Genomic DNA, 19,477 nt, shown 5'->3' with positions numbered 1-19,477 from the left:
GGCGAGCGCCGCAAGAAGAGCGGCGAGAGAGGTCACAAGACGCTGGCGATCCATGCTTCGCCTTAGGGAAGTTGGAAGATGACGCTGAACCAGCCGAACTGTTGGAGGCCCTCCAGAAGTTCAAACAGGGGCAGGGCCAGGAGAAAGACGAGGCCGTCTCTCAGGGTGCGAAGGAAGAAGGCGGGGCGGATCGTAAGTTCCGCCTCATCGCGCCACAGTCGGAGATCCGGAAGGAAACGCGGCGTCCGGAGGCGGTAACGTTCATAGGTCGCGCCGAAGGCGCCGGCGAGGAAGCGCTCCTCCCTTTCGACGACCGCCCGGAAGACCCCCCAGCAGGCCAGGGCGAACACCAGGCCGATGGTCAGGCTGCCTGACATGGCGCCGACGCCGAAGGCGCCGATGAAGCTGAAGACGTAGAGCGGATTGCGGCAGAGGGAATAGGGGCCGTTGGAGACGATTTCCTGTTTCTTGCGCCCCCCAATGTAAAGGGAGCACCAGGCGCGGCCGAAGATGCAGATCATGATGGCGATGAGGCCGAGATGTTCGACGGGGTGTTCAAATTCGGGGCGGGCCTTGACCAGCGGCGTCCAGGCCAGGAGGGCGAAAAGGCCCGCCAGGATGAAGAGCTTGCGCCATTTCTGGACGCCCTGGATGTCGATAGGGACGGCGGAGCCTTCACGCCCGTGCTGTTTGGGAGGATTCACGAGATTGTTCCTTCAACGGCGACGCTGCTCGCGTCGCGGAGGATGTCCATTCCGCCTTTGAAGGCGAGGCCTGCCGCTCGATTTGGCCAGGCCTGACTCAGGGCCGTGACCAGTCCGCCGGCGACGAGCATGCCGCCGTTCGAGGCGAAGTCATTGACGCTGAAGGTCTGCGCCGCCTCCAGGTTGACGTCGTCGCCGTCCTGACGCTTGAGCAGGACAAGGCAGATCAGGTTCACGACCGCCGATATGACGGCGAGACCCATCATGGTCCAGCCGACCGGTTCGGTCCCTACGATCCAGCGCCGTCCTACGGCCAGCAGGACGCCGGCGGCGAAGATCAACAGCATGATCCCCGACAGCCGGGCGGCGCAGGTCTTCCAAAACACCGTCCGGCCGATGGCCAGGAAGCTTATCATATAAACCGCGGCGTTGGAGCCGTTGTCGAGCGGGTTGGCGAGGAGGGCGCTGGAGTCGGCGAACAGGCCGCCGACTCCGAGACCCACGAACAGGAGGACGTTGAGCGCCAGAACGACGACAAGCGTGCGACGTTGAAGCGTATCCTGTTCCCGGGATCCGCCCATCAGTCCTCGATCCCTTCCGCCTTGCGATGTTTGACGGCCTTGGCCGCGAAGGTCGGCAGCACCAGCAGCGTCAAGGCCGTGGCCGTCAGAAGACCGCCGATGACCACGGTGGCCAGAGGCTTCTGCACCTCGGCCCCGGCTCCGTGCGCCAGCGCCATTGGGATGAAGCCGACGATGGCCACCAGGGCCGTTGTCAGCACCGCCCGCAGGCGGCTGAAGGCGCCGAAGAGGGCGGCGTCGTGCGGGTTCTGACCCGCCTGCAGCCGCTCGCGAATGGCCTGCATCAGGACCAGACCGTTCAGGGTCGCGACGCCGGACACAGCGATGAAGCCGACCGCCGCCGAGACCGAGAAAGGCATGCCCCTGAGCAACAGGGCCAGCGCCCCGCCGACCAGGGCCAGGGGAACACAGGCGAAGACCAGCCCCGCCTCCGCGAACGACCCCAGGGCCATGAACAGCAGGATGCCGATCAGGACGAAAACCACCGGGATGACCAGGCCGAGCCGCTGTTCGGCTCGCTTCAGGTTCTCGAACTGCCCGCCCCATTTGAGCGAATAGCCGGTCGGCAGCTTGACCTGGGCGCCGACCCTGTCCTGGGCGTCCCCGACAAAGCCGCCCAGATCGCGGCCGCGGACGTTGGCCTGGACCACCATGCGGCGACTGCCGTCGTTGCGGCTGATCTGGTTCTGGCCCTCGGCCACCTGGATGCGGGCGATCGAAGACAGGGGCACCGTCAGACCGGCCGCCGTGGTGACGGGCAGGGCGGCGAGGGCGGCGGGGTTGTTCCGCTGCGTATCGTCAAGACGGACCACGACGTCGAAACGACGGTCCCCCTCGAAGATTTGTCCTGCCTCGGCGCCGCCGATCGCGGCCGAGACCGCTTCCGACACGTCTGCAGCCGCCAGGCCGTAGTTGGCGGCGGCGAAGCGGTCGACGCTGACCGTCAGGGTCGGCAGGCCCGACGCCTGCTCCACCCGCACGTCGGCCGAACCGGGCGTGTCGCGCAGGGCGTTGGCCACCTGATCCGCCGTCGCCTGGAGTTGCGCGAAATCGTCGCCATAGACCATGACGGCCAGATCGGTGCGGACGCCCGAGATCAGCTCGTTGAAGCGCAGCTCGATCGGCTGGCTGAACTCGAAGCTGTTACCCAACTGGGTGGAGGCGGCCTTTTCGATGCGGGCGATCAACTCCTCCTTCGGCAGTTTCGGATCAGGCCATTCCCTGCGGTCCTTCAAGACGATGACGGCGTCGGAGATGTTCGCCGGCATGGGGTCGACCGCCGCCTCGGCCGTGCCCGTCCGGGAGAACATGGTCTGGACTTCGGGCTGGGCCGTGATGGCGCGTTCCAGCGCCATCTGCATGGCGAGGGATTGCTCCAGCGAGGCCGAGGGCACGCGCAGGGCCTGCATGGCGATGTCGCCTTCGTCCAGGGTCGGGATGAACTCCCGGCCCAGAGTGGTGAAAACCACACCGCCGATAACGAGGGCGCCGACCGCGGCGGCGAGGACCACCTTGGGGCGATCGACGGCCGCACGGATGGCCGGTTCGATCCAGCGGCGCGCGTGGCGCAGCAGGAAGGTTTCATGCTCCAGGGCTTCGCCCTTGTCATCGACATGGACGGTCTTGGGTTCGCGCACGAGCAGGGCCGTCATGGCCGGGACGAAGGTGAAGGAGAAGATGAAGGCCCCGACCAGAGCCAGCATGACCGTGGCGCCCATGGGGATGAAGGTCTTGCCCTCGACCCCTTCCAGCATCAGCAGGGGGGTGAAGACCAGCAGGATGATCAGCTGGCCGAAGGCGGCGGGCTTGACCATCTGGCGCGCGGCGTTGGCGGCGACGCCCAGACGTTCGTGGCGGGTCAGGGCGCGGCCCACATCCGCTCGGCGCTGGCTGAGCATGAGCAGGGTGTTCTCGACCACCACCACGGCGCCGTCGACCAGAAGGCCGAAGTCCAGGGCGCCGAGGCTCATCAGGTTCCCGCTGATGCCGAAGCGGTTCATGCCGATGACCGCGAACAGGAAGCTGATCGGGATCATCAGGGCCGTGATCGTCGCCGCGCGGATGTTCCCCAGCAGCAGGAACAGCACGACGATGACCAGCAGGGCGCCTTCGGTCAGGTTCTTGGCCACCGTCTTGATGGTGGAGTTGACCAGGGCGCTGCGGTTCAGCACCGGCTCGGCCACGATGTCGGGCGGCAGGCTGGCGCTGATCTGCTCCAGCCGCTCGGCGGCGGCCTGAGCCACGGTGCGGCTGTTCTCGCCCGCAAGCATCAGGGCCGTACCGATGACCGCTTCATGGCCGTCGCGGCTGGCCCCGCCCAGACGCGGCGCCTGGCCGATTTCGACCACCGCCACGTCGGCGACGCGCACGACCAGGCCGTTGCGATTGACCACGGGCACCTGGGCCAGATCCTCGACCGTCTGGGCCAGGGCGTCTGTACGCACGGTCAGGGCCTCGCCGGCCCGCTGCACGTATCCGGCGCCGGCCTGGGTGTTGGCGCGATCCAGTGCCTGGATTAGGTCGCCCAAGCCCAAGCCATAGCCGGCAAGCCGCGCCGGATCAGGGCGGACGGCGTACTCCTTCACATAGCCGCCGTTGACGTCGACGCCCGCCAGACCGGGCGCGGTCCGCATCCGGGGCGCGATGATCCAGTCCTGCACGGTGCGCAGATAGGTGGCGCGCGCCTGGGGGGTCGCCAGCCGCTCGCCCTCGGGCGTCAGATAGGCGCCGTCGGGTTGCCAGCCGGGGCGGCCCGCCCGCGCCGTCTTGGCGTCGAAGGGCTTGAGGTCGACCGTCCACATCAGGACTTCGCCCAGGCCGGTAGTGATCGGCGACAGGGCCGGTTCGACGCCCTCGGGCAGGTTCTCACGCGCCTGGGCCATCCGCTCGGCCACCTGCTGGCGGGCGAAATAGATGTCGGTCGCGTCGCTGAAGATGACGGTGACCTGGCTGAAGCCGTTGCGGGTCAGGGAGCGGGTGCTCTGGATTCCAGGAATGCCCGCCATCGCCGTTTCCAGCGGGTAGGTGACCTGACGCTCCATCTGTTCGGGGGCCAGGGCCGGGGCCACGGTGTTGATCTGCACCTGCCGGTTGGTGATGTCCGGAACGGCGTCGATCGGCAGCTTGGTCAACTGGAACAGGCCCCAGGCCGCGACCAGGGTCGTGGCCAGGACGATGAACCAGCGGAAGCGGACGGACGCTTCGATGATGGCTTTGAACATGATCGCCCTCCCTTAGTGGCCGTGCTCGGCTTCGCCCTTGGCCAGTTCGGCCTTGAGCAGGAAGGCGTTGGCCGCCGCGACGCGTTCGGTTCCGGTCAGGCCGCGCAGGATCTCGGTGGAGCCGCCGGCCTGACGTCCGGCCAGCACGGGCTGAGCGCGGAAACCGTGATCATTTCGGACGAAAACCACTGTGGCGCCGTCGACCGTCTGCACTGCTTCGGACGGCACGGTCAGGGCGCCGCCGGAAGGATTTCCGGTGACGACAGCGCCGGTGACGGGCGAACCCGCCGGCGGCAGGCCGCCGCCGTCCGGACGGGCGCGGATCACGGTCGCGCCGCTGTCCTGCAGGCCGGCGTCGGCCGCAACCCCGACCACCAGGGCGTCGAACTCGCCCTGAGGGCCGGTAACGCGCATGCGCGAGCCGACGCGGACCTGGGCCGCCAGTTGCGGCGGTGCGTTGAAGACCAGCTCGACGCGGGCCGGATTTGTCACCTCGGCGACCACGCCGCCCTGGGCGACGAAGCCGCCCGGGCCGACCTGGACATTGGTGACGACGCCCGAGATGGGACTGACGACGCTCATTCGTCCCGAGGCGTTGGGCGAACCGGCCGCCGTCGCGCGCGCCCGCGCGGCGCGGGCCATGGCCTCGGCGCTGGCGGCCTGGGCCTGGGAGGCCTCGACCTCCTGACGGGCGACGACGCCCTGGTCGGCGAGGTTGCGGTTGCGCTGGAAGGCCTGACGAGCCGCCGTCGCCGCCGCCGAGGCGGCGTCGATATCGGCGCGCAAGGCGGCGCCTTCGCCGCTGACGAGGCTGATCAGGGGTTGGCCCGCACGGACCGTCTGGCCCGGCGCCACCAGCACCCGCTCGACCGTGCCGCCGACCATGGCGCCGACGGCGGCCCGGGCGTCTGTCATGGCCTCGACCCGGCCGGACAGACGGGTTTCTCCGCCCCCGCCGCGCGAGACGGCGACGATCGAGATGCCGGCCGCCTTGAGCTGTTCGGCGCTGAGCTCGACGACGCCCTCGGGGGTCTCGCCTTCGTCGGCGTGGCCCGCTTCGCCCTCGGCCTGGTCAGCCGCCTTCGCCGGAGCGGCCTCTTCCGCCGGCGTCGCAGATGGTTTCTGCAGGGCCATATAGAGGCCCCCGCCGCCCAGAATGACCAGGGCGGCGACACCGCCGATCAGCAGGGTCTTGTTGGATGTCTTGGAGCGCATCAGGAGTTTCCTTGGAACGGGGCGCGGCCTTCCAGGCGCGCCAGATCGATTTCGGCGCGGACGCGCGATAGGCGAGCGTCGACGGCGGCGGCGCGAGCGTTGATCAGGGCGGTGCGGCTGACCCGCAGTTCGAGTTGGGAGATGCGCCCGGCATCGGCGCCGAGTCGCGACAGGCGATAGGCCTCCTCGGCCGCCTTCACTCCTGCATCGGCCGCCGAGACGCGGCTGCCGGAGGAGGCAAGGCGGGCCATCGCGGCTGATCGGTCTGCATGGGCGTCCTGCCGCGCCTGGAGAACGCGGGCCTCCGCTGCGCGGAACTCAGCCTGGGCCGCATCAATATTGCCACGGTTCCTGTTGAACAGGGGCAGGGGCAGGCTGAGACCGACGGTCAGGGCGGTCTCGTCCTCCAAGCCGTACCGTGTCACGCCGACGCTGGCGGTGACGTCTGGACGGCCGTCGATGCGCTCGACCTGGATGCGGCGCTCGGCGGCCGTGGCCTCCGATTCAGCCACCCGAACCGTCGGGGCGCTGTCGACCGGCGTCGGTTGGACGCTGACCGCGGCGTCGAGCAGGCTGGCGTCGATCGAGGTGGCCGGAGCGGGCAGCATGGCGACAGCAGTCAGGCGGGCGAGGGCGGCCTGGCGTTCGGCCAGGGCTTCGTCCAGACTGGCCCGGGCGGCGGCGGCTTCGCTCTCGGCCTGGACCCCCCGCAGGAGAGGCTCGCGCCCTTCCTCGACCAAAGCCAGGGCGGCGCGAGCGTCCGCCAGGGCCAGGGAAAGGCCTTCCTCGGCCAATTGGGTTCGGCGCTGGGCCGCCTCGGCCTCAGCATAGGTCAGGGCCAGGCGGCCGCCGGCGTCAATGAGGGCTAGGTCGCGCCGAAGAGCCGCTGATCCTGCCTCGGCCCGTGCGACGTTCACCCGCGCGGGCCTGCGCCCCCACAGCTCGAGATCCTGACTGAATGAGAGGCCTAGATCAGCTGCGCCGAAACCAGAATAGGGACCCGAGCCGCCGACATTCTCGGCGGTGAGGGAAAGATTGGGATTGGGGCGAACGCGGGCCTGTCGAACACGGGCTTCGGCGGCGTCGACCAAGGCGAACGCTTCGGATGCGGCCGGCGTCTGGTCCAGGCGGGCCAGGAGTTCGGCGTAGGAGGGTGCAGGCTCGGCCCAGGTCGGCCCGGCCGCAAGGGAGGCGAGCACGACCAGCGCGCAGCCGGTCGCGAGGCGCGGCCGACGACGAATTGTCGGAGACATGTTTGAATTTCCAGAATTAATTCAGAAGGAGGGCGCGCGATGGCGCAGGCTTCTGATCAGGCTCTGGGGGGGCGCTTGAGACCGTTGGGGGCGAAGGACACGGTCGTGTCATCGCCGGGGATGACACGCGGCGACGCCGCATGGGGCGCCGTCACATCGATTTCGGGGATGGCATGACGCTCGCTGGCCGTATGGTGGCAATGGCCGTGGGCGCAGGCCCCAGATTCGACGCCCTCGCCGCCATGCGTATCGCTGGGATGAGGATTGAGCACCTGCTCGAGAGCGGGGATCTCGGGGGTGCAGGCTGCGGCGTCGGTCGCCGGAATCACGGCGAAAACGGCGATGACCAGGGTCAGCGCCGCAAAAATTCTCGCCAATCTGATCATCGACCAAGGCATCAAAGCCTAGCTAATAACGTCAAACGCCAATGGCAATCTGTTATAAGGTTCGCCCTGAAACGCAGAGCGCCGTCTAAAGACACAGCACGTTGCTTGCTGCAGCGGCGTCGCGCCCGGCTATAGCGCGGCCTTATCCTTCTTCTCATTGGTTTTGCGATGTTTTGTCACCGCGGGTCTGGGCGTCGGGTCTGTTCCGGATCATGAGGGCCGATCCGTAGTCCCGGGGATCGCGCGAGACATAGGCCGTCGCCGACGTACCGGAGTGATCCTGAGAAGACGGGCCGCCCAGGGCGAGCAGCGCCGCCTCCCAGGGGCGGTCAGGACTGTAGCAGGGGCAAATAGGATACAGCCCAGAAACAGACAGGCAGGGACCAGGAACCCGATCATGACTGGAGGGTGATCTGATCCGCTCCGAGCGCCGGCCGTGGGACGTCGATCGAGAGAGCAAGGGCGGTAGCGGGCGCCTTAGCGAATATGCCAGCCTTGAACGGGTGGCCGAACTGGCCGCGTTCATCGCCGAGCATGGCGCGCTTGGCGCGGAATTGCTCGACTACTATTGCGGCGACGTGGACGAGGGCGTGATCGCCCGCCTTGAAAACCAAAGCATTCGACCAGAACGCGCGCCGCTTCCCATCACCGATACGGCTACAAATCGCATTTCCATCCCTGCGGCGCCGTCGAGGCCAACGGCGGCGATCTGTAGCGCAGATCGTCGCATGGCTGGACGAGAAGGCGACAAAGCCAGAGTGGCGACGCCATGTCGAAGCCACCCGACAAGGCGAATTATTCTGAACGGAAGAGGCCACGTTACCACGCGGTCCTTTCCGTTTCCGCCCCAAAACCTCGGAGCCCCTCCCGATAAGATGGGATAGGAAAGATAAGAATGTCACTGGCGCGCAAGCGCGCCAGTGGTTTAAGAAACCGCCAAAACGCCAATATTGGCTATGCGTTTTGGCTAATCTGTAAACTGGTTCTGGCGGGGAGCCGCTATTTGCACCCTTGCCTACTAGGCATCACTGATGCCTAGCAAGTGTCTGCCAAGGTACAGCGCAACAAACAGAGCGCCTATGCCTAGCACCACCGAACCAGACACATAGAGGAATGCTTGCAAAACATGCCCACGTTCCCACAGGAGCGCCGCCTCAAGCGAGAATGTCGAGAACGTGGTGAAACCGCCTACGACGCCAGTAGTCAGAAACAGTCGCCACTGCTGGCTCATTCCGAACTTGAATGCGAACAGCTCAACCAACAGCCCCATGACGAATGAGCCGAGGACGTTAATCGCCATCGTACCGAACGGAAACTCCTCGCCCCATGTTTTTGCGGCCAAGAGATTGACGCCGTGGCGCATCGCGCCTCCGATACCCGATCCTAGAAAAACAATCAAAAATCCCATTTTGCCTCCATTGTGTTGTGAGGCGCGCGGGTTTCGCTCAATGGGTGGGAAAGGTCATATGCTCCCGCCATTGCGCGGCCAAGCGGCCTCTCGCATAGCAGGAGCTATCAGCCTTGCGGCGGTTATCGGGGAGCTCCATCCCCATCAACACTGATTATACGCCCAAAAGGATACGCAAGCTATCCCTTAAAGAGCCGCGTGAGCACGCCGCCCTTGCTGTCTCCATCCCAAAATCCCGAAGCCTCACCAAATCAAAGTGAAATCGTGGCGAAAGGCGGCGCAGACGCGCTAGACATCGGTATCGAACGCGCCTGCCCGTCAGATCAGGCAGCGCCAAAGCTCGGTGCGTTTAGCGCTAAGATTAGCACATTAGTGCAAAGCTCCCTGAAAATCGGTGAAAATACAGTGCCTTGGGCTAGTCGCTATCTGAGTCAAAATCAGAGACGGCTTGAAAGCGGGCGGATCGCTCGGATCGCCGGACCCGGGCGCTCGTGAGGTGGTCAAGACGGGAGCGCATGACGAATTGAGATCAAGGCGCTTCGTAATCGTGTGCTATGCTGGGGCTTTGAACACTACGCGCGTCTTCGACCCGGGACGCCGACTTTGGCGTCGGGACAACAGGTCAGCCTTGATATCGGTAAAGAGGGCCTCGCCCAGTTGGCCCCGACCCTGGCTAGAGGCTTTGATCGGGGCTGAGGGCAAACACCTGAAGGCGCAACGGCGCTGCCAAGGCAGGCTTATGGACGCCCATCCCAATCCATCCCCGGGAGGATGGAAACGGCTGCCAGATCGATGACGGCCCGACCTTTACGAGCTTTGTCCGCGGGGGGACCGGTGCATTGGAAGAAGAGTGCGATAGCGCGACCGCAAAACTCGCAATGACCGTCACAACAGTCTCGCATCAGGAGCGCCACCAGATCAGACAGGGCGGGGAAGACGGCGTTGTGAATTATTGATCGGCCGTTCCGGCGGCTGGCGATGAGGCCTGCCGCCTCCAAACGGCAGAGATGGAAGGAAACGCGCGAAGCCGGAGCATTGCCCATGCGCCTCGCCCCTTCCTTGAGATAGTTCAGGTCATGCCTCATGTATCAGGCGAGAACTGATGGTGGCGGCCTGATGCAAAACCGCCTGCCGGCCTGAATGGGAGGGGGGAAGACCCTGCAATCGGGGACTATAGCTGCGGCGGGAAGGGCAGTTCGAACTCGGACCGTTCGGGCGCGACGCCGAAGGTGGCTTCGCCGTCACGGCCAGCGTACCGCCCCAGTAAGGTCGAGTAGGTGTAGAAGCGGATTTTCCGGGTGTCGGTGTCGAACGCCATGAACCTCAGCCAGCCCGCGCCTCCGTTGGCCGAACCCGCCGTTCCGTCCGGCCCGACAGTATTGCCCTGGTAGTCCTGGATCAGCTGATAGACCGGATGCCCGGCGTCGTTGAGGTCGATCCGAAGGTTCTCGCCATTGGACACGCCGTCCACCGGGCGGGTGTAGTTGTGTCCGCTCAGGACCATGAAGATCATGGCGTTCTTGCGAATGAAACGATCCCAGACCTGGTCGGGGCTGAGGTTGTCGGCGCCCGGGAAATAGCTGTCGTAGCCGTTTGATCGCTCCTGCGCGTCAGGGCGCAGCCATTCGTGGGTGGTGATCATGACGGGAAGGCCGGGATGGGCGTCGATCACGCCCTGGGCCCAGGCCAGCGCGGATTGCGGGGGCTCCATCTCCAGCGACAGGTGCAGGTACGTCCGTCCGCCGCCGTTGAAGGTCTGATAGCTGTTCAGTCCATTTTCCGACGCGCCTCCGTACCAGGCCTTGCCGGCGAAATGGCGCGAGGTCGGTCCGAAATAGAGGCTCCATGTGCGGCCGCCAGCCAGCGGCTTGGAGGCGCCGGGGCCATCCTGGGTCCACCAGGAATAGTTGTCGTAATCGTGGTTGCCCGGAACCATGCCGAACGGCAGGCCGCTGCGGCTGAGGATCGAGATGGCGCGGTTGGCGATGTCCCATTCCTCGCGCGTGTCGAAGAACTGGTATTCACCCTCGGCGTCGGGGATCGCCCGACGGAACTGCCCGTCGCCATGCTGGACGATGTCGCCGACGAAGGTGACGAAGGCCAGGTTCTTGTCCTGCCGCGTATCGACCAGATAGCGCATCTGCTGGTCAAAGGTATCGGCGCCGCGTGGTTGCGGCAGGGTGATGTCGGCATAGTTCTGGGTGTCTGAAACGACGGCGACGGTGAAGATCTCGGCCCTGGCCGGAACTGCAGGCGCAAGCAGCGCCCCGCCCAGCGACAAGGCGAGAGCCACGCTCGCGCCGATCCGTTTGAACATGTCCATGAGTCTGCCCCGAGCCTACGTGTTCGGACGCCCATAGCGATGCTGTGTGACGTTTTTCCTCCGGACGTCCGGAGCGTCGCAACTGATATGGATTTGTCGTGCAACCGACATCAGGCGGTGACGCTTGAGCGTCATCAGCCGCCTGTGAACCAGCAGACAGATACATTGATCGGCGCGGATATTCCGTCGTCAGGCCTTGCGTCCGAGGACGGATTCGGGGGGCTGACACGCAGGCTTCGCGGACCGCTGTTTCACTTCTTCCTGCGCCGGTCCGGGTCGCCGGCCGACGCCGAGGAAATGGTGCAGGACCTGTTCGTTCGGTTGTTGCGCCGCGCCGATCTGCTCAGCCTTGAAAACGTCGACGGCTATGTGTTCGAGGCGGCGGCCAACATGGTGCGGGACCGGGGACGCTATGAACAGGCCCGGGGGCAGGGACGGCATGTCGGGATCGACGACCTGGTCGCGCAGAGCGAGGCGCCCGGCGCTGAGCAGATCGTCGCGGGGAAGCAGCGGCTGAAAAGAATGCTGGCGGCTCTGAACGCCCTGCCGCCTCGCGCGCGCCAGGTGGTGATCCTGCGGCGGTTCGAGAACCTGACCTACCTGCAGATCGCGAGGCGGTTGGGCATATCCGTGAGCGCGGTCGAGAAGCATATGGCGCGCGCGATGGCGGCCTTGCGGCTGGATCTGGTCGAGGGGGATCGCTGATGTCCTCTCTCCTCCCTGAGCCGAGCAACGACGATCACGCCGACCTGGCCGCCTTCTGGTTCGCGCGGATGAACAGCGGCGATCCGACTCCTATGGAGGATGAGGCCGCGTTCCGACGGTGGTTGAACGAAGACCCCGACAACGCCCGGGCCTATCGCGGCTGCCAGCAGGCCTGGCGCCTGCTGGAGCTGGACGCCGGCGAGGCGCAGATGCTGGCGCTGCGAGCGGCCGCCCTGGGGCCCGGCGCCCGCCGCCTTACGCGACGACGCGCCTTGTTCGGCCTGACCGGCGGGGCCGTTGCGGCGTCATGCGGCGGGGTGTGGGTGATGACGGCGTCGTCGCCGGCCCGGGCGCTGATCTCGACGGAGGCGGGCCAGAGGCTGACCGCGCCGCTGCCGGACGGGTCGGAGGTGACCCTGGCGCCGTCCTCTCGGCTGCGCCTCGACTATGGCGCCGATCGTCGTTCGGCGGTGCTCGAGGCCGGCCAGGCCTACTTCCACATCCTGCCGGACGCCGAGCCCTTCGTCCTGCGCGTCGGCGACCGCCTTGTGACGACCGCACAGGGTCGGTTCCAGGCGACCCATGCGGATCTACGGCCGGAGGTGATCGTCGAGGAAGGGCGGTTGCGGTTGGTGGAAAGAGGCGGCGCAGGCGCGCATCTGTTCCTGACGGCGGGGCAGGGCGGACAGGCGCTGGGTGGCGAACTGCGAGCCGCGCCCGTCGATGTCGAGGCCGCGACGGCCTGGCGGATGGGGCGACTGGTCGTGCGCGACCGGCCGCTTCGCGAGGTGGTCGAGAGCTTCAATCGCTACGCCTCGGAACGACTGACGTTGACGGACGCGGCGGCTGGCGAGGTGCGCATATCCGGCTCCTTCCGTTACGACGGAGGGCAGGAGTTCGTCATGGCTCTGGCGCGCGGGTTCGACCTGTCCGTGCAGAGGACGGCGGACGGGGAATGGCGCATCGGAACGCCCGGGAAATCGTCTGACGCGGCGGCTACGCTTTGATGAAATTTCCACGACGGGGTGGGGGTCTGCAGGGCGCCTTTCGTTTCTGAGGGGGAGCCGCCGACGAGCGGCCGACCAGTTTTCAGGGGCTCCCATGTTCATTTCCAAGCCGCGCGCCGGCGCCTTCAAGCGCATGCTTCTGGCCTGCTCGGCCGTCGCCGCGGTCGCAGCGGCGACGCCGGTTCTGGCCCAGTCGCCGAACGGCGGCGCAGTCGTCTCCTTCGCCATTGAAGGCCAGTCGATGGAGGAGGGGCTGACGACCCTGGCCCGCACCGCCGACGTGCAGGTGCTGTTCGCGCCGGAAGCCGTGCGCGGCCGTCGCGCCAACCGCGTGGTCGGCGTCTTGGCGCCCGCCGAGGCGCTGCGCCGCATGGTGGAGGGTACGGGCCTGACCGTGACGCCGGTCGGCGCGCGCACCTTTTCTGTTGCAGTCGACCGCGCTGACGCCGGAACCGGAGACGTCACGGCCATCGAGGACGTGATCGTCACGGCCCAGAAGCGCGCTCAGCGAATCCAGGACGTGCCGCTGGCCGTCACGGTGCTGGACGGCGACGACGCCCAGCGCCGCGGCATAGACAGCGTGACCGGTTTGGTGGACGAGGTTCCGGGCGTCTCGGTCAACTACGCCTTCGGCGGCACCAACTACGGCCTGATCAGCATTCGAGGCATCGGCGGCGCCGATGACTACAAGCCCAACGGCAACCCCTCGGTCGCCCTTCATGTCGATGGCGTCTACCAGACCTCCAACGCCTATCTGGGCATGCCCCTGTTCGACCTGGACCGGGTCGAGATTCTGAAGGGACCGCAGGGCACCCTTTATGGACGCAACACCACGGCGGGCGTGATCAACGCCATCACCAAGGGGCCGGGCGAGGTGGTCGAGGGCGGCGGGCGTCTCGAGATCGGCAGCCATGACTACACCGCCATGGAGGCCGCTGTCGGCGGGCCGCTGAGCGACAAGATCGGCGTGCGCCTGGCCGTCCTGGCCGAGCAGGGCGGGGGCTTCATGACCGGCGCGGGCGCGGGCGACCTGGCCGGCTATCGCCCGGTCATCGGCGGGGTCGTCCAGACCCAGGTTCCGGCCATCGTCGATCCGGGCCGTCGCGAAGGCTTCGGCGACAAGGACCTGTTCGCCGGCCGGGCCACGGTCGCCTTCGACTTCACGCCGGACACCAACCTGACCGTGAAGCTGTTCGGCAGCCGCGACCGGGGCGACACGCGCCAGTACGACCGCATCTCGGCGGCGCTGGACAGCAACATCGCCAACGCTGGCGAGAACGACGACCCCTACGAGTTCTATTCGTCCGAATATCCGACCCAGAGCATCGACATCTACGGCGTGTCGGCCGCGCTGGCGCATCGGTTTGCTGACAACCTGAACCTGGCCGTGATCGGCAACGTCCAGGGCACGACCCGTTCGGTCCGGGGCAACGGCGACGGTTCGCCCTATCCGGCCTCGCGTTTCGACGCCGACGAGACGCTGAGCCAGGCGTCGCTGGAAATGCGCCTCAGCGACGACACCGGCGGCCGCCTGGACTGGATCGCGGGCGTCTTCTACGTCTCGGACGACATCGACTTCGACACCCACTGGACCAGCTATACGGCCCGGACCAAGTACGACAACCTGCACAAGCAGACCCGCAACAGCTTCGCCGTCTTCGGCCAGGCGGACTATGACCTGACCGACAAGCTGACCCTGTCGGGCGGCCTGCGCTACACGCGAGACGAGGCGACCTTCAGCGGTCGCAACGATGACCTGAACCCCTGGGGCATCTCGACCTTCACCACCACCTTCGCAACGACCAACCCCTTCATCTGGGACCGCGCTTTCGAGGACGACAATGTCTCGGGCCGGGTCACGGCCAGGTACGCCTTCACTCCGAACCTGAACGTCTTCGTCTCGGCGGGGACAGGCTATCGCGGCGGCGGCTTCGACGGCACCTCCATCTTCACCCAGGCCGAGACCCTGCCGTTCGAGTCCGAGACCGTCATCGCCTACGAGACCGGGCTGCGCTGGACGACAGCCCGCCTGCGCCTCTCGCTGGACGCCTTCAGCTACAGGTTCAAGGAGCTGCAGGCGACGACCCGCCTGGCCAACGACACCAATGGTCGCGCCAACGTCGGCGAGGCCGAGAGCAAGGGCGTGGAGTTCGCCGTCAACGCCCTGCTGTTCGAAGGGGCGAACCAGACGCTGGACCTGGATGTGGCGGCGGCCTTCCTGGACACCGAGATCATCTCCTTCAGCTCGGCGCGCGTGGCCGAGGTGCTGTCGACGGTCGGGGATCCCCTCCCGGGCGCGCCGGACGTGACGGCCACCGCCTCGCTGAACCACGGGCTGATGCTGGCCAACGGCTGGCGTCTGGACACACGGCTGTCGGTTTCGCACCACGGCGAGGAAAGCAACCGCCTGAACGCCGCGCCGGGCAATACGGCTGAGGCCTACACCCTGCTGAACGCACGGGTGGAACTGGAGAGCGCGGCCAACTGGGCGGTCTACGCCTATGGCCGCAACATCACCGACGAGGTCTACTTCCCGGAGCTGAACGGCGCGTCGCGGCTGGTCGGCGCCCCGGCGACCTATGGCGTGGGGCTGCGCTACAGCTTCTGAGGGTCCAATTGCGCCGTCGCTCTCACGTCAAGGCGACGGCGCATGCCGGGGGATGACCGAACAGTTCATATTGCTGCATTCTCGCTCGCGCGGCTGGAAGGTCGGTGATGTCGATGGGATGGAAGTCGGTCGCCGGCACCGTCGCTCTAGCGCTGATCGCCAGTGGCGCGGGGGGGCGTGGGGCGGGGGCGCCTGGGTGCAGAAACGCGATGCGCCGCCCTCGCTGCATGCCATCGTTTACCGCGATCTGGCGCTTGACGCCGATCAAGGCGTCCGTATCGAGGCTATTGAGGCGCGCTTCGCGCCCCGGCGGATCGCACTCGAGGCCCGCGTCCAGGCCGCGAATCGAGAATTGGCCGCCGCCATTTCCGCCAGCGACGGGGATGTGAGCGTCGTGCGGCCCGCCGTCGATCACTTCCATGACGCCATAGGGGAGCTTCAGCAGGCGACCATCACGCACATTTCCGAAATGAGAATGGTGAGACGCCGGTTCAGGCGGATCGGTTCGACGGGAAGCTGGTTGTCGCGATTCTCGCCGAGGGCGCATGAGCGTCGGTGACTCATAAGAGCCTTGAAGCCTGCGCCGCCCGCCGGCGCCGCTCGACAGCGCCGAGGCGTTGAGGGTGGGGAGGGCGCGCCTGCGCCTGATGACAGTCTCACGACGCGGGAACTGCTCTCGGCCCTTAACCGTTCAGTCGTGGCCCTGCCTCCGAATTGAAGGAGCCGCTGCTGTTGACGGCTATGGACGGCCTGAGTTAGGCGCAGGCCGCCGCGATTCTGGGCGTCTCGATCAAGACCGTCGAGGCGCGCGTGGCCAGGGCGCGTCGCAGTCTTGCGGCCAGTCTGTCCAGGCTTCGGGACGTCTGAGGCCGACTTGGCCATCCGTCACGCCGGAATGGCGGTGCGGCGAAGGGTGCGGCGCCCTGTCGCGAGGGGCGCGGCTTTTTCTTGCGTAAATTTGATAAAAGGCTCGCGAGGCGGGCATAATCCAGGCGGAGTAGAGCATGAGGCTTCATAGACGGGCCCTCTTTGGCGGCGCGGCGGGGCTGTGGGCGGCTCAGGGGCTGATGCCGGCATGGGCGCAGTCGGGGTCGCGGGGGCTCGCGCCGACGCTGCCGACCCTTGAAGGGCCAGAGGTTCGCCTCAGCGTCGGCCATTCGCCGTTCACCGTCGGCGGGCGCACCGGTCATGCCGTCACTGTCAATGGAACCGTGCCTGCGCCGCTGGTGCGGCTGCGCGAAGGGCAGAACGTCCGGCTGATGGTGACCAACACCCTGGACGAGGACACATCCATCCACTGGCATGGCCTGTTGCTGCCGTTCCAGATGGACGGTGTGCCGGGCATCAGCTTTCCCGGCATCCGCCCGCGCGAAACCTTTGTCTATGAGTTTCCGGTGATCCAGTCGGGGACCTACTGGTATCATTCGCATTCCGGCCTTCAGGAGGCGATGGGCCATTACGGGCCCCTGGTCATCGACCCGGCCGGGACCGATCCCGTGGCCTATGACCGCGAACATGTGCTGGTGCTGGCGGACTGGAGCTTCATGCATCCGCACCAGATCCTGGATAAGCTGAAGAAAAGCCCCGGCTATTTCAACCAGCAGCGCACCACCCTGGCGGGCCTGCTGTCCGGTGAGGACGGCGTCAGCCCGGCTGATCGGCGCATGTGGGGATCGATGCGCATGGATCCGCGTGACATCTCGGACGTCACCGGGACGACCTACACCTATCTGATCAACGGCCATGGCCCGCAGGAGAACTGGACGGGTCTGTTCCGGCCGGGAGAGCGGGTGCGGCTGCGCGTCATCAACGCCTCGGCCATGACCATCTTCAACGTGCGCATTCCGGGTCTGGCCATGACGGTGGTCAATGCCGACGGCGAGAATGTGCGGCCGGTCGAGACGGACGAGTTCCAGATTTCAGTGGCCGAGACCTATGACGTCATCGTCCAGCCGACCGAGGACCGCGCCTATACCATCGTCTCCGAAGCGGTCGACCGTTCGGGCATGGGGCGGGCGACGCTGGCCCCCCGTATGGGCATGACGGCGGAGGTTCCCCCCCTCCGGCAGGTGCCGACCCTGACCATGCGCGACATGGGCATGGGAAGCATGGCCGGGATGGATCACAGCGGCATGGACATGGGCGGCATGGACCACAGCGGCATGGACATGAGCGGCATGGATCATTCCGCCATGGCGCAGGACGGCATGGGACAGGCCGCGCCCATGGATCATGGAAACATGGGCCATGACATGCGCAATCCCGACAATGCGCCGGCCAATATGGCGGTGGGCGTCGGGGTGGACATGGTGGCGCCGTCGCCCGCCAACCGTCTGGCTGAACGGCCCATGGGGCTGGAGAACGAACCGCATCGCGTGCTGGTCTATACCGATCTGGCGTCCCTGACGCCGAACAAGGATCAGCGGCCCCCGGCGCGTTCGATGGAAATCCACCTGACCGGCAATATGGAGCGGTTCATGTGGGGTTTCGACGGTCGAAAATTCTCTGAACTGGTCGAGCCGATCCGCTTCGAGCGCGACGAGCGCGTGCGGGTGACGCTGGTGAACGACACCATGATGTCCCACCCGATCCATCTGCATGGCCACTTCTTTGAGCTGGTGACGGGCGGGCCGGCCGGGCATCAGCCGTTGAAGCACACGGTCAATGTCGCGCCCGGCTCCAAGGTCACTTTTGACCTGACCGCCGATGCGCCGGGCGACTGGGCCTTCCACTGCCACATGCTGATGCACATGCATGCGGGCATGTTCAACGTCGTGACCGTGCGACCCCTCGATGGAGACGCCGCATGATCCGGCTCGCGATCGGTCTTCTGCCTCTGATGGCCGCCGCAGGGACGGTTTCGGCTCAGGATCACAGTCAGAACCCGTCCGCCCAGAACGCGCCGCAGACCCCTGCGGCCACCGTAAGCGACCCACATGCAGGTCACGACATGAGCGCCATGACGTCTCAAGCCGCGGACCCTCATGCGGGGCACGACATGAGCGCGGCCCAGCGCCCGGCCCAGACTCCGGCTCAGACGCAGACCCCGGCTCCGACGCAGGCCGATCCGCACGCCGGCCACGACATGAGCGCCATGGCGCCTCAGGCTGCGGACCCGCATGCGGGTCACGACATGAGTTCCATGACGCCTCAGGCCGGGAACCCACATGCAGGCCACGATATGAGCGCCATGTCTCAGGCTGGTTCTCAGGCCAGTTCTCAGGCCGATCCGCATGCGGGTCACGACATGAGCGGCATGACCAGCATGGGGCCGCCCGATGTGCCGACCAGCGCCAATGACGCCGGACGTCCGCCTGTCCCGCCGCCGCCGGCTGCGGCGCTGTCGGGTCCGCGCCATGCGGCGGACGCCATCTTCGGCGAGGCGGCGATGTCGAGCGCGCGCGAGGTTCTGGTGCGCGAGAATGGCGATATTCGCACCACGGCCGTGGTCATTGATCGGCTTGAGGCCGGTTTCGGCGACGGAAACGAAAACTGGGCGTGGGATGTCGGCGGCTGGACCGGGGGCGACATCAACCGCTTCTGGTGGAAGTCAGAGGGCGGCGGCGACTTCGGCGGCGATGGCGAGGTCGAAGGTGAAGTCCAGGCGCTTTACAGTCGGGCCGTCGCGCCCTTCTGGGATGTCCAGGCGGGCGTGCGTCAGGACTTCCGCGAGGGTGGAGAAGACACGACCCATCTGGTGTTGGGCATCCAGGGACTGGCGCCCTATTGGTTCGAGGTCGACGGTGCGGCCTTTCTGTCGACCGAGGGCGACCTGACCGCACGTTTCGAGGCGGAGTATGACCAGCGCATCACCCAGAAGCTGATCCTGCAGCCGCGTGTGGAGGTCGAGGCGTCGGCTTCGGACATTCCTGAACTGCAACTGGCGTCGGGTCTGACCCATGTTTCGGCCGGAGTGCGCCTTCGCTACGAGTTCAAAAAGGAATTCGCCCCCTATGTCGGGGTCGAATGGAGCAGCGATCTGGGCGGCACCGCCGACCTGACGCGCGCCATGGGCGGCGAGCCCGAGCACACCCGGGTGGTCGTTGGTGTGCGTGCGTGGTTCTAA

At 66.5% G+C, this 19,477-nt stretch carries 14 protein-coding genes and 1 riboswitch; of the genes, 6 read left to right on the top strand and 8 right to left on the bottom strand.

Annotated features, from left to right (window positions below):
* Nucleotides 1-62 precede the first annotated feature (62 nt).
* The 8 genes from HNP51_RS15540 to HNP51_RS15505 form a co-directional block, all read right to left on the bottom strand.
* The gene (locus tag HNP51_RS15540; protein WP_184273039.1) at nucleotides 63-704 is read right to left on the bottom strand and encodes an isoprenylcysteine carboxylmethyltransferase family protein; all 642 of its coding nucleotides are present in this window, start codon (nucleotides 702-704) and stop codon (nucleotides 63-65) included.
* Entirely contained in the window at nucleotides 701-1,285 is a 585-nt protein-coding gene (locus HNP51_RS15535; protein ID WP_184273042.1) for a cation transporter, read from the bottom strand. Before HNP51_RS15535 ends, HNP51_RS15540 begins: the two co-directional genes overlap by 4 nt.
* The gene (locus HNP51_RS15530) at nucleotides 1,285-4,506 is read right to left on the bottom strand and encodes an efflux RND transporter permease subunit (protein WP_184273045.1); all 3,222 of its coding nucleotides are present in this window, start codon (nucleotides 4,504-4,506) and stop codon (nucleotides 1,285-1,287) included. Before HNP51_RS15530 ends, HNP51_RS15535 begins: the two co-directional genes overlap by 1 nt.
* Nucleotides 4,507-4,518: 12 nt before the next feature.
* Entirely contained in the window at nucleotides 4,519-5,721 is a 1,203-nt protein-coding gene (locus HNP51_RS15525) for an efflux RND transporter periplasmic adaptor subunit (RefSeq protein WP_184273048.1), read from the bottom strand.
* On the bottom strand, nucleotides 5,721-6,974 hold the full coding sequence (locus HNP51_RS15520) for a TolC family protein (protein WP_184273051.1): 1,254 nt from the start codon (nucleotides 6,972-6,974) through the stop codon (nucleotides 5,721-5,723). Before HNP51_RS15520 ends, HNP51_RS15525 begins: the two co-directional genes overlap by 1 nt.
* A 56-nt stretch (nucleotides 6,975-7,030) precedes the next feature.
* Nucleotides 7,031-7,360 carry a hypothetical protein gene (locus tag HNP51_RS15515; RefSeq protein WP_184273054.1) on the bottom strand — a complete coding sequence of 110 codons (330 nt, stop codon included), beginning with the start codon at nucleotides 7,358-7,360 and terminating at the stop codon, nucleotides 7,031-7,033.
* Between the two features lie 1,018 nt (nucleotides 7,361-8,378).
* Nucleotides 8,379-8,768 (bottom strand): fluoride efflux transporter CrcB, encoded by a 390-nt coding sequence (gene crcB, locus HNP51_RS15510; protein WP_184273058.1) that lies wholly within the window; start codon nucleotides 8,766-8,768, stop codon nucleotides 8,379-8,381.
* A 91-nt stretch (nucleotides 8,769-8,859) separates the two neighbouring features.
* A riboswitch (Fluoride riboswitch) is annotated at nucleotides 8,860-8,920 on the bottom strand.
* Nucleotides 8,921-9,939: 1,019 nt separating this feature from the next.
* On the bottom strand, nucleotides 9,940-11,091 hold the full coding sequence (locus tag HNP51_RS15505) for a metallophosphoesterase (protein ID WP_260398551.1): 1,152 nt from the start codon (nucleotides 11,089-11,091) through the stop codon (nucleotides 9,940-9,942).
* Between the two features lie 144 nt (nucleotides 11,092-11,235).
* On the opposite strand from HNP51_RS15505, the gene HNP51_RS15500 reads away from it, so the two are divergent.
* The 6 genes from HNP51_RS15500 (at nucleotide 11,236) to HNP51_RS15475 (ending at nucleotide 19,477) form a co-directional block, all read left to right on the top strand.
* Nucleotides 11,236-11,796, top strand: a complete 561-nt coding sequence (locus HNP51_RS15500; protein ID WP_224762289.1) for an RNA polymerase sigma factor — start codon at nucleotides 11,236-11,238, stop codon at nucleotides 11,794-11,796.
* On the top strand, nucleotides 11,796-12,803 hold the full coding sequence (locus HNP51_RS15495) for a DUF4880 domain-containing protein (protein WP_184273065.1): 1,008 nt from the start codon (nucleotides 11,796-11,798) through the stop codon (nucleotides 12,801-12,803). The genes HNP51_RS15500 and HNP51_RS15495 overlap by 1 nt, the downstream gene beginning before the upstream one ends.
* A gap of 94 nt (nucleotides 12,804-12,897) precedes the next feature.
* A complete protein-coding gene (locus tag HNP51_RS15490) occupies nucleotides 12,898-15,411 on the top strand; it encodes a TonB-dependent receptor (RefSeq protein ID WP_184273068.1) in 2,514 nt (837 codons plus the stop codon).
* 52 nt (nucleotides 15,412-15,463) lie between these two features.
* Nucleotides 15,464-15,970: a periplasmic heavy metal sensor gene (locus HNP51_RS15485; RefSeq protein WP_260398552.1), complete on the top strand. Its 507-nt coding sequence runs from the start codon at nucleotides 15,464-15,466 to the stop codon at nucleotides 15,968-15,970.
* Between the two features lie 445 nt (nucleotides 15,971-16,415).
* Entirely contained in the window at nucleotides 16,416-18,221 is a 1,806-nt protein-coding gene (locus tag HNP51_RS15480) for a copper resistance system multicopper oxidase (RefSeq protein WP_184273071.1), read from the top strand.
* Nucleotides 18,218-19,477, top strand: a complete 1,260-nt coding sequence (locus HNP51_RS15475; protein WP_184273074.1) for a copper resistance protein B — start codon at nucleotides 18,218-18,220, stop codon at nucleotides 19,475-19,477. The genes HNP51_RS15480 and HNP51_RS15475 overlap by 4 nt, the downstream gene beginning before the upstream one ends.

Origin of the sequence: Brevundimonas bullata (assembly GCF_014207965.1) — a bacterium.
Taxonomy (GTDB): domain Bacteria; phylum Pseudomonadota; class Alphaproteobacteria; order Caulobacterales; family Caulobacteraceae; genus Brevundimonas; species Brevundimonas bullata_A.
This window is presented reverse-complemented; position numbering and strand designations above follow the sequence as displayed.

Bases quoted from the DNA above. Each gene is read 5' to 3' on its own strand.
- HNP51_RS15535 (WP_184273042.1), bottom strand. From the start codon at position 1,285: ATGGGCGGATCCCGGGAACAGGATACGCTTCAACGTCGCACGCTTGTC.
- HNP51_RS15530 (WP_184273045.1), bottom strand. From the start codon at position 4,506: ATGTTCAAAGCCATCATCGAAGCGTCCGTCCGCTTCCGCTGGTTCATC.
- HNP51_RS15525 (WP_184273048.1), bottom strand. From the start codon at position 5,721: ATGCGCTCCAAGACATCCAACAAGACCCTGCTGATCGGCGGTGTCGCC.
- HNP51_RS15520 (WP_184273051.1), bottom strand. From the start codon at position 6,974: ATGTCTCCGACAATTCGTCGTCGGCCGCGCCTCGCGACCGGCTGCGCG.
- HNP51_RS15515 (WP_184273054.1), bottom strand. From the start codon at position 7,360: ATGATCAGATTGGCGAGAATTTTTGCGGCGCTGACCCTGGTCATCGCC.
- crcB (WP_184273058.1), bottom strand. From the start codon at position 8,768: ATGGGATTTTTGATTGTTTTTCTAGGATCGGGTATCGGAGGCGCGATG.
- HNP51_RS15505 (WP_260398551.1), bottom strand. From the start codon at position 11,091: ATGGACATGTTCAAACGGATCGGCGCGAGCGTGGCTCTCGCCTTGTCG.
- HNP51_RS15495 (WP_184273065.1), top strand. From the start codon at position 11,796: ATGTCCTCTCTCCTCCCTGAGCCGAGCAACGACGATCACGCCGACCTG.
- HNP51_RS15490 (WP_184273068.1), top strand. From the start codon at position 12,898: ATGTTCATTTCCAAGCCGCGCGCCGGCGCCTTCAAGCGCATGCTTCTG.
- HNP51_RS15485 (WP_260398552.1), top strand. From the start codon at position 15,464: ATGACCGAACAGTTCATATTGCTGCATTCTCGCTCGCGCGGCTGGAAG.
- HNP51_RS15480 (WP_184273071.1), top strand. From the start codon at position 16,416: ATGAGGCTTCATAGACGGGCCCTCTTTGGCGGCGCGGCGGGGCTGTGG.
- HNP51_RS15475 (WP_184273074.1), top strand. From the start codon at position 18,218: ATGATCCGGCTCGCGATCGGTCTTCTGCCTCTGATGGCCGCCGCAGGG.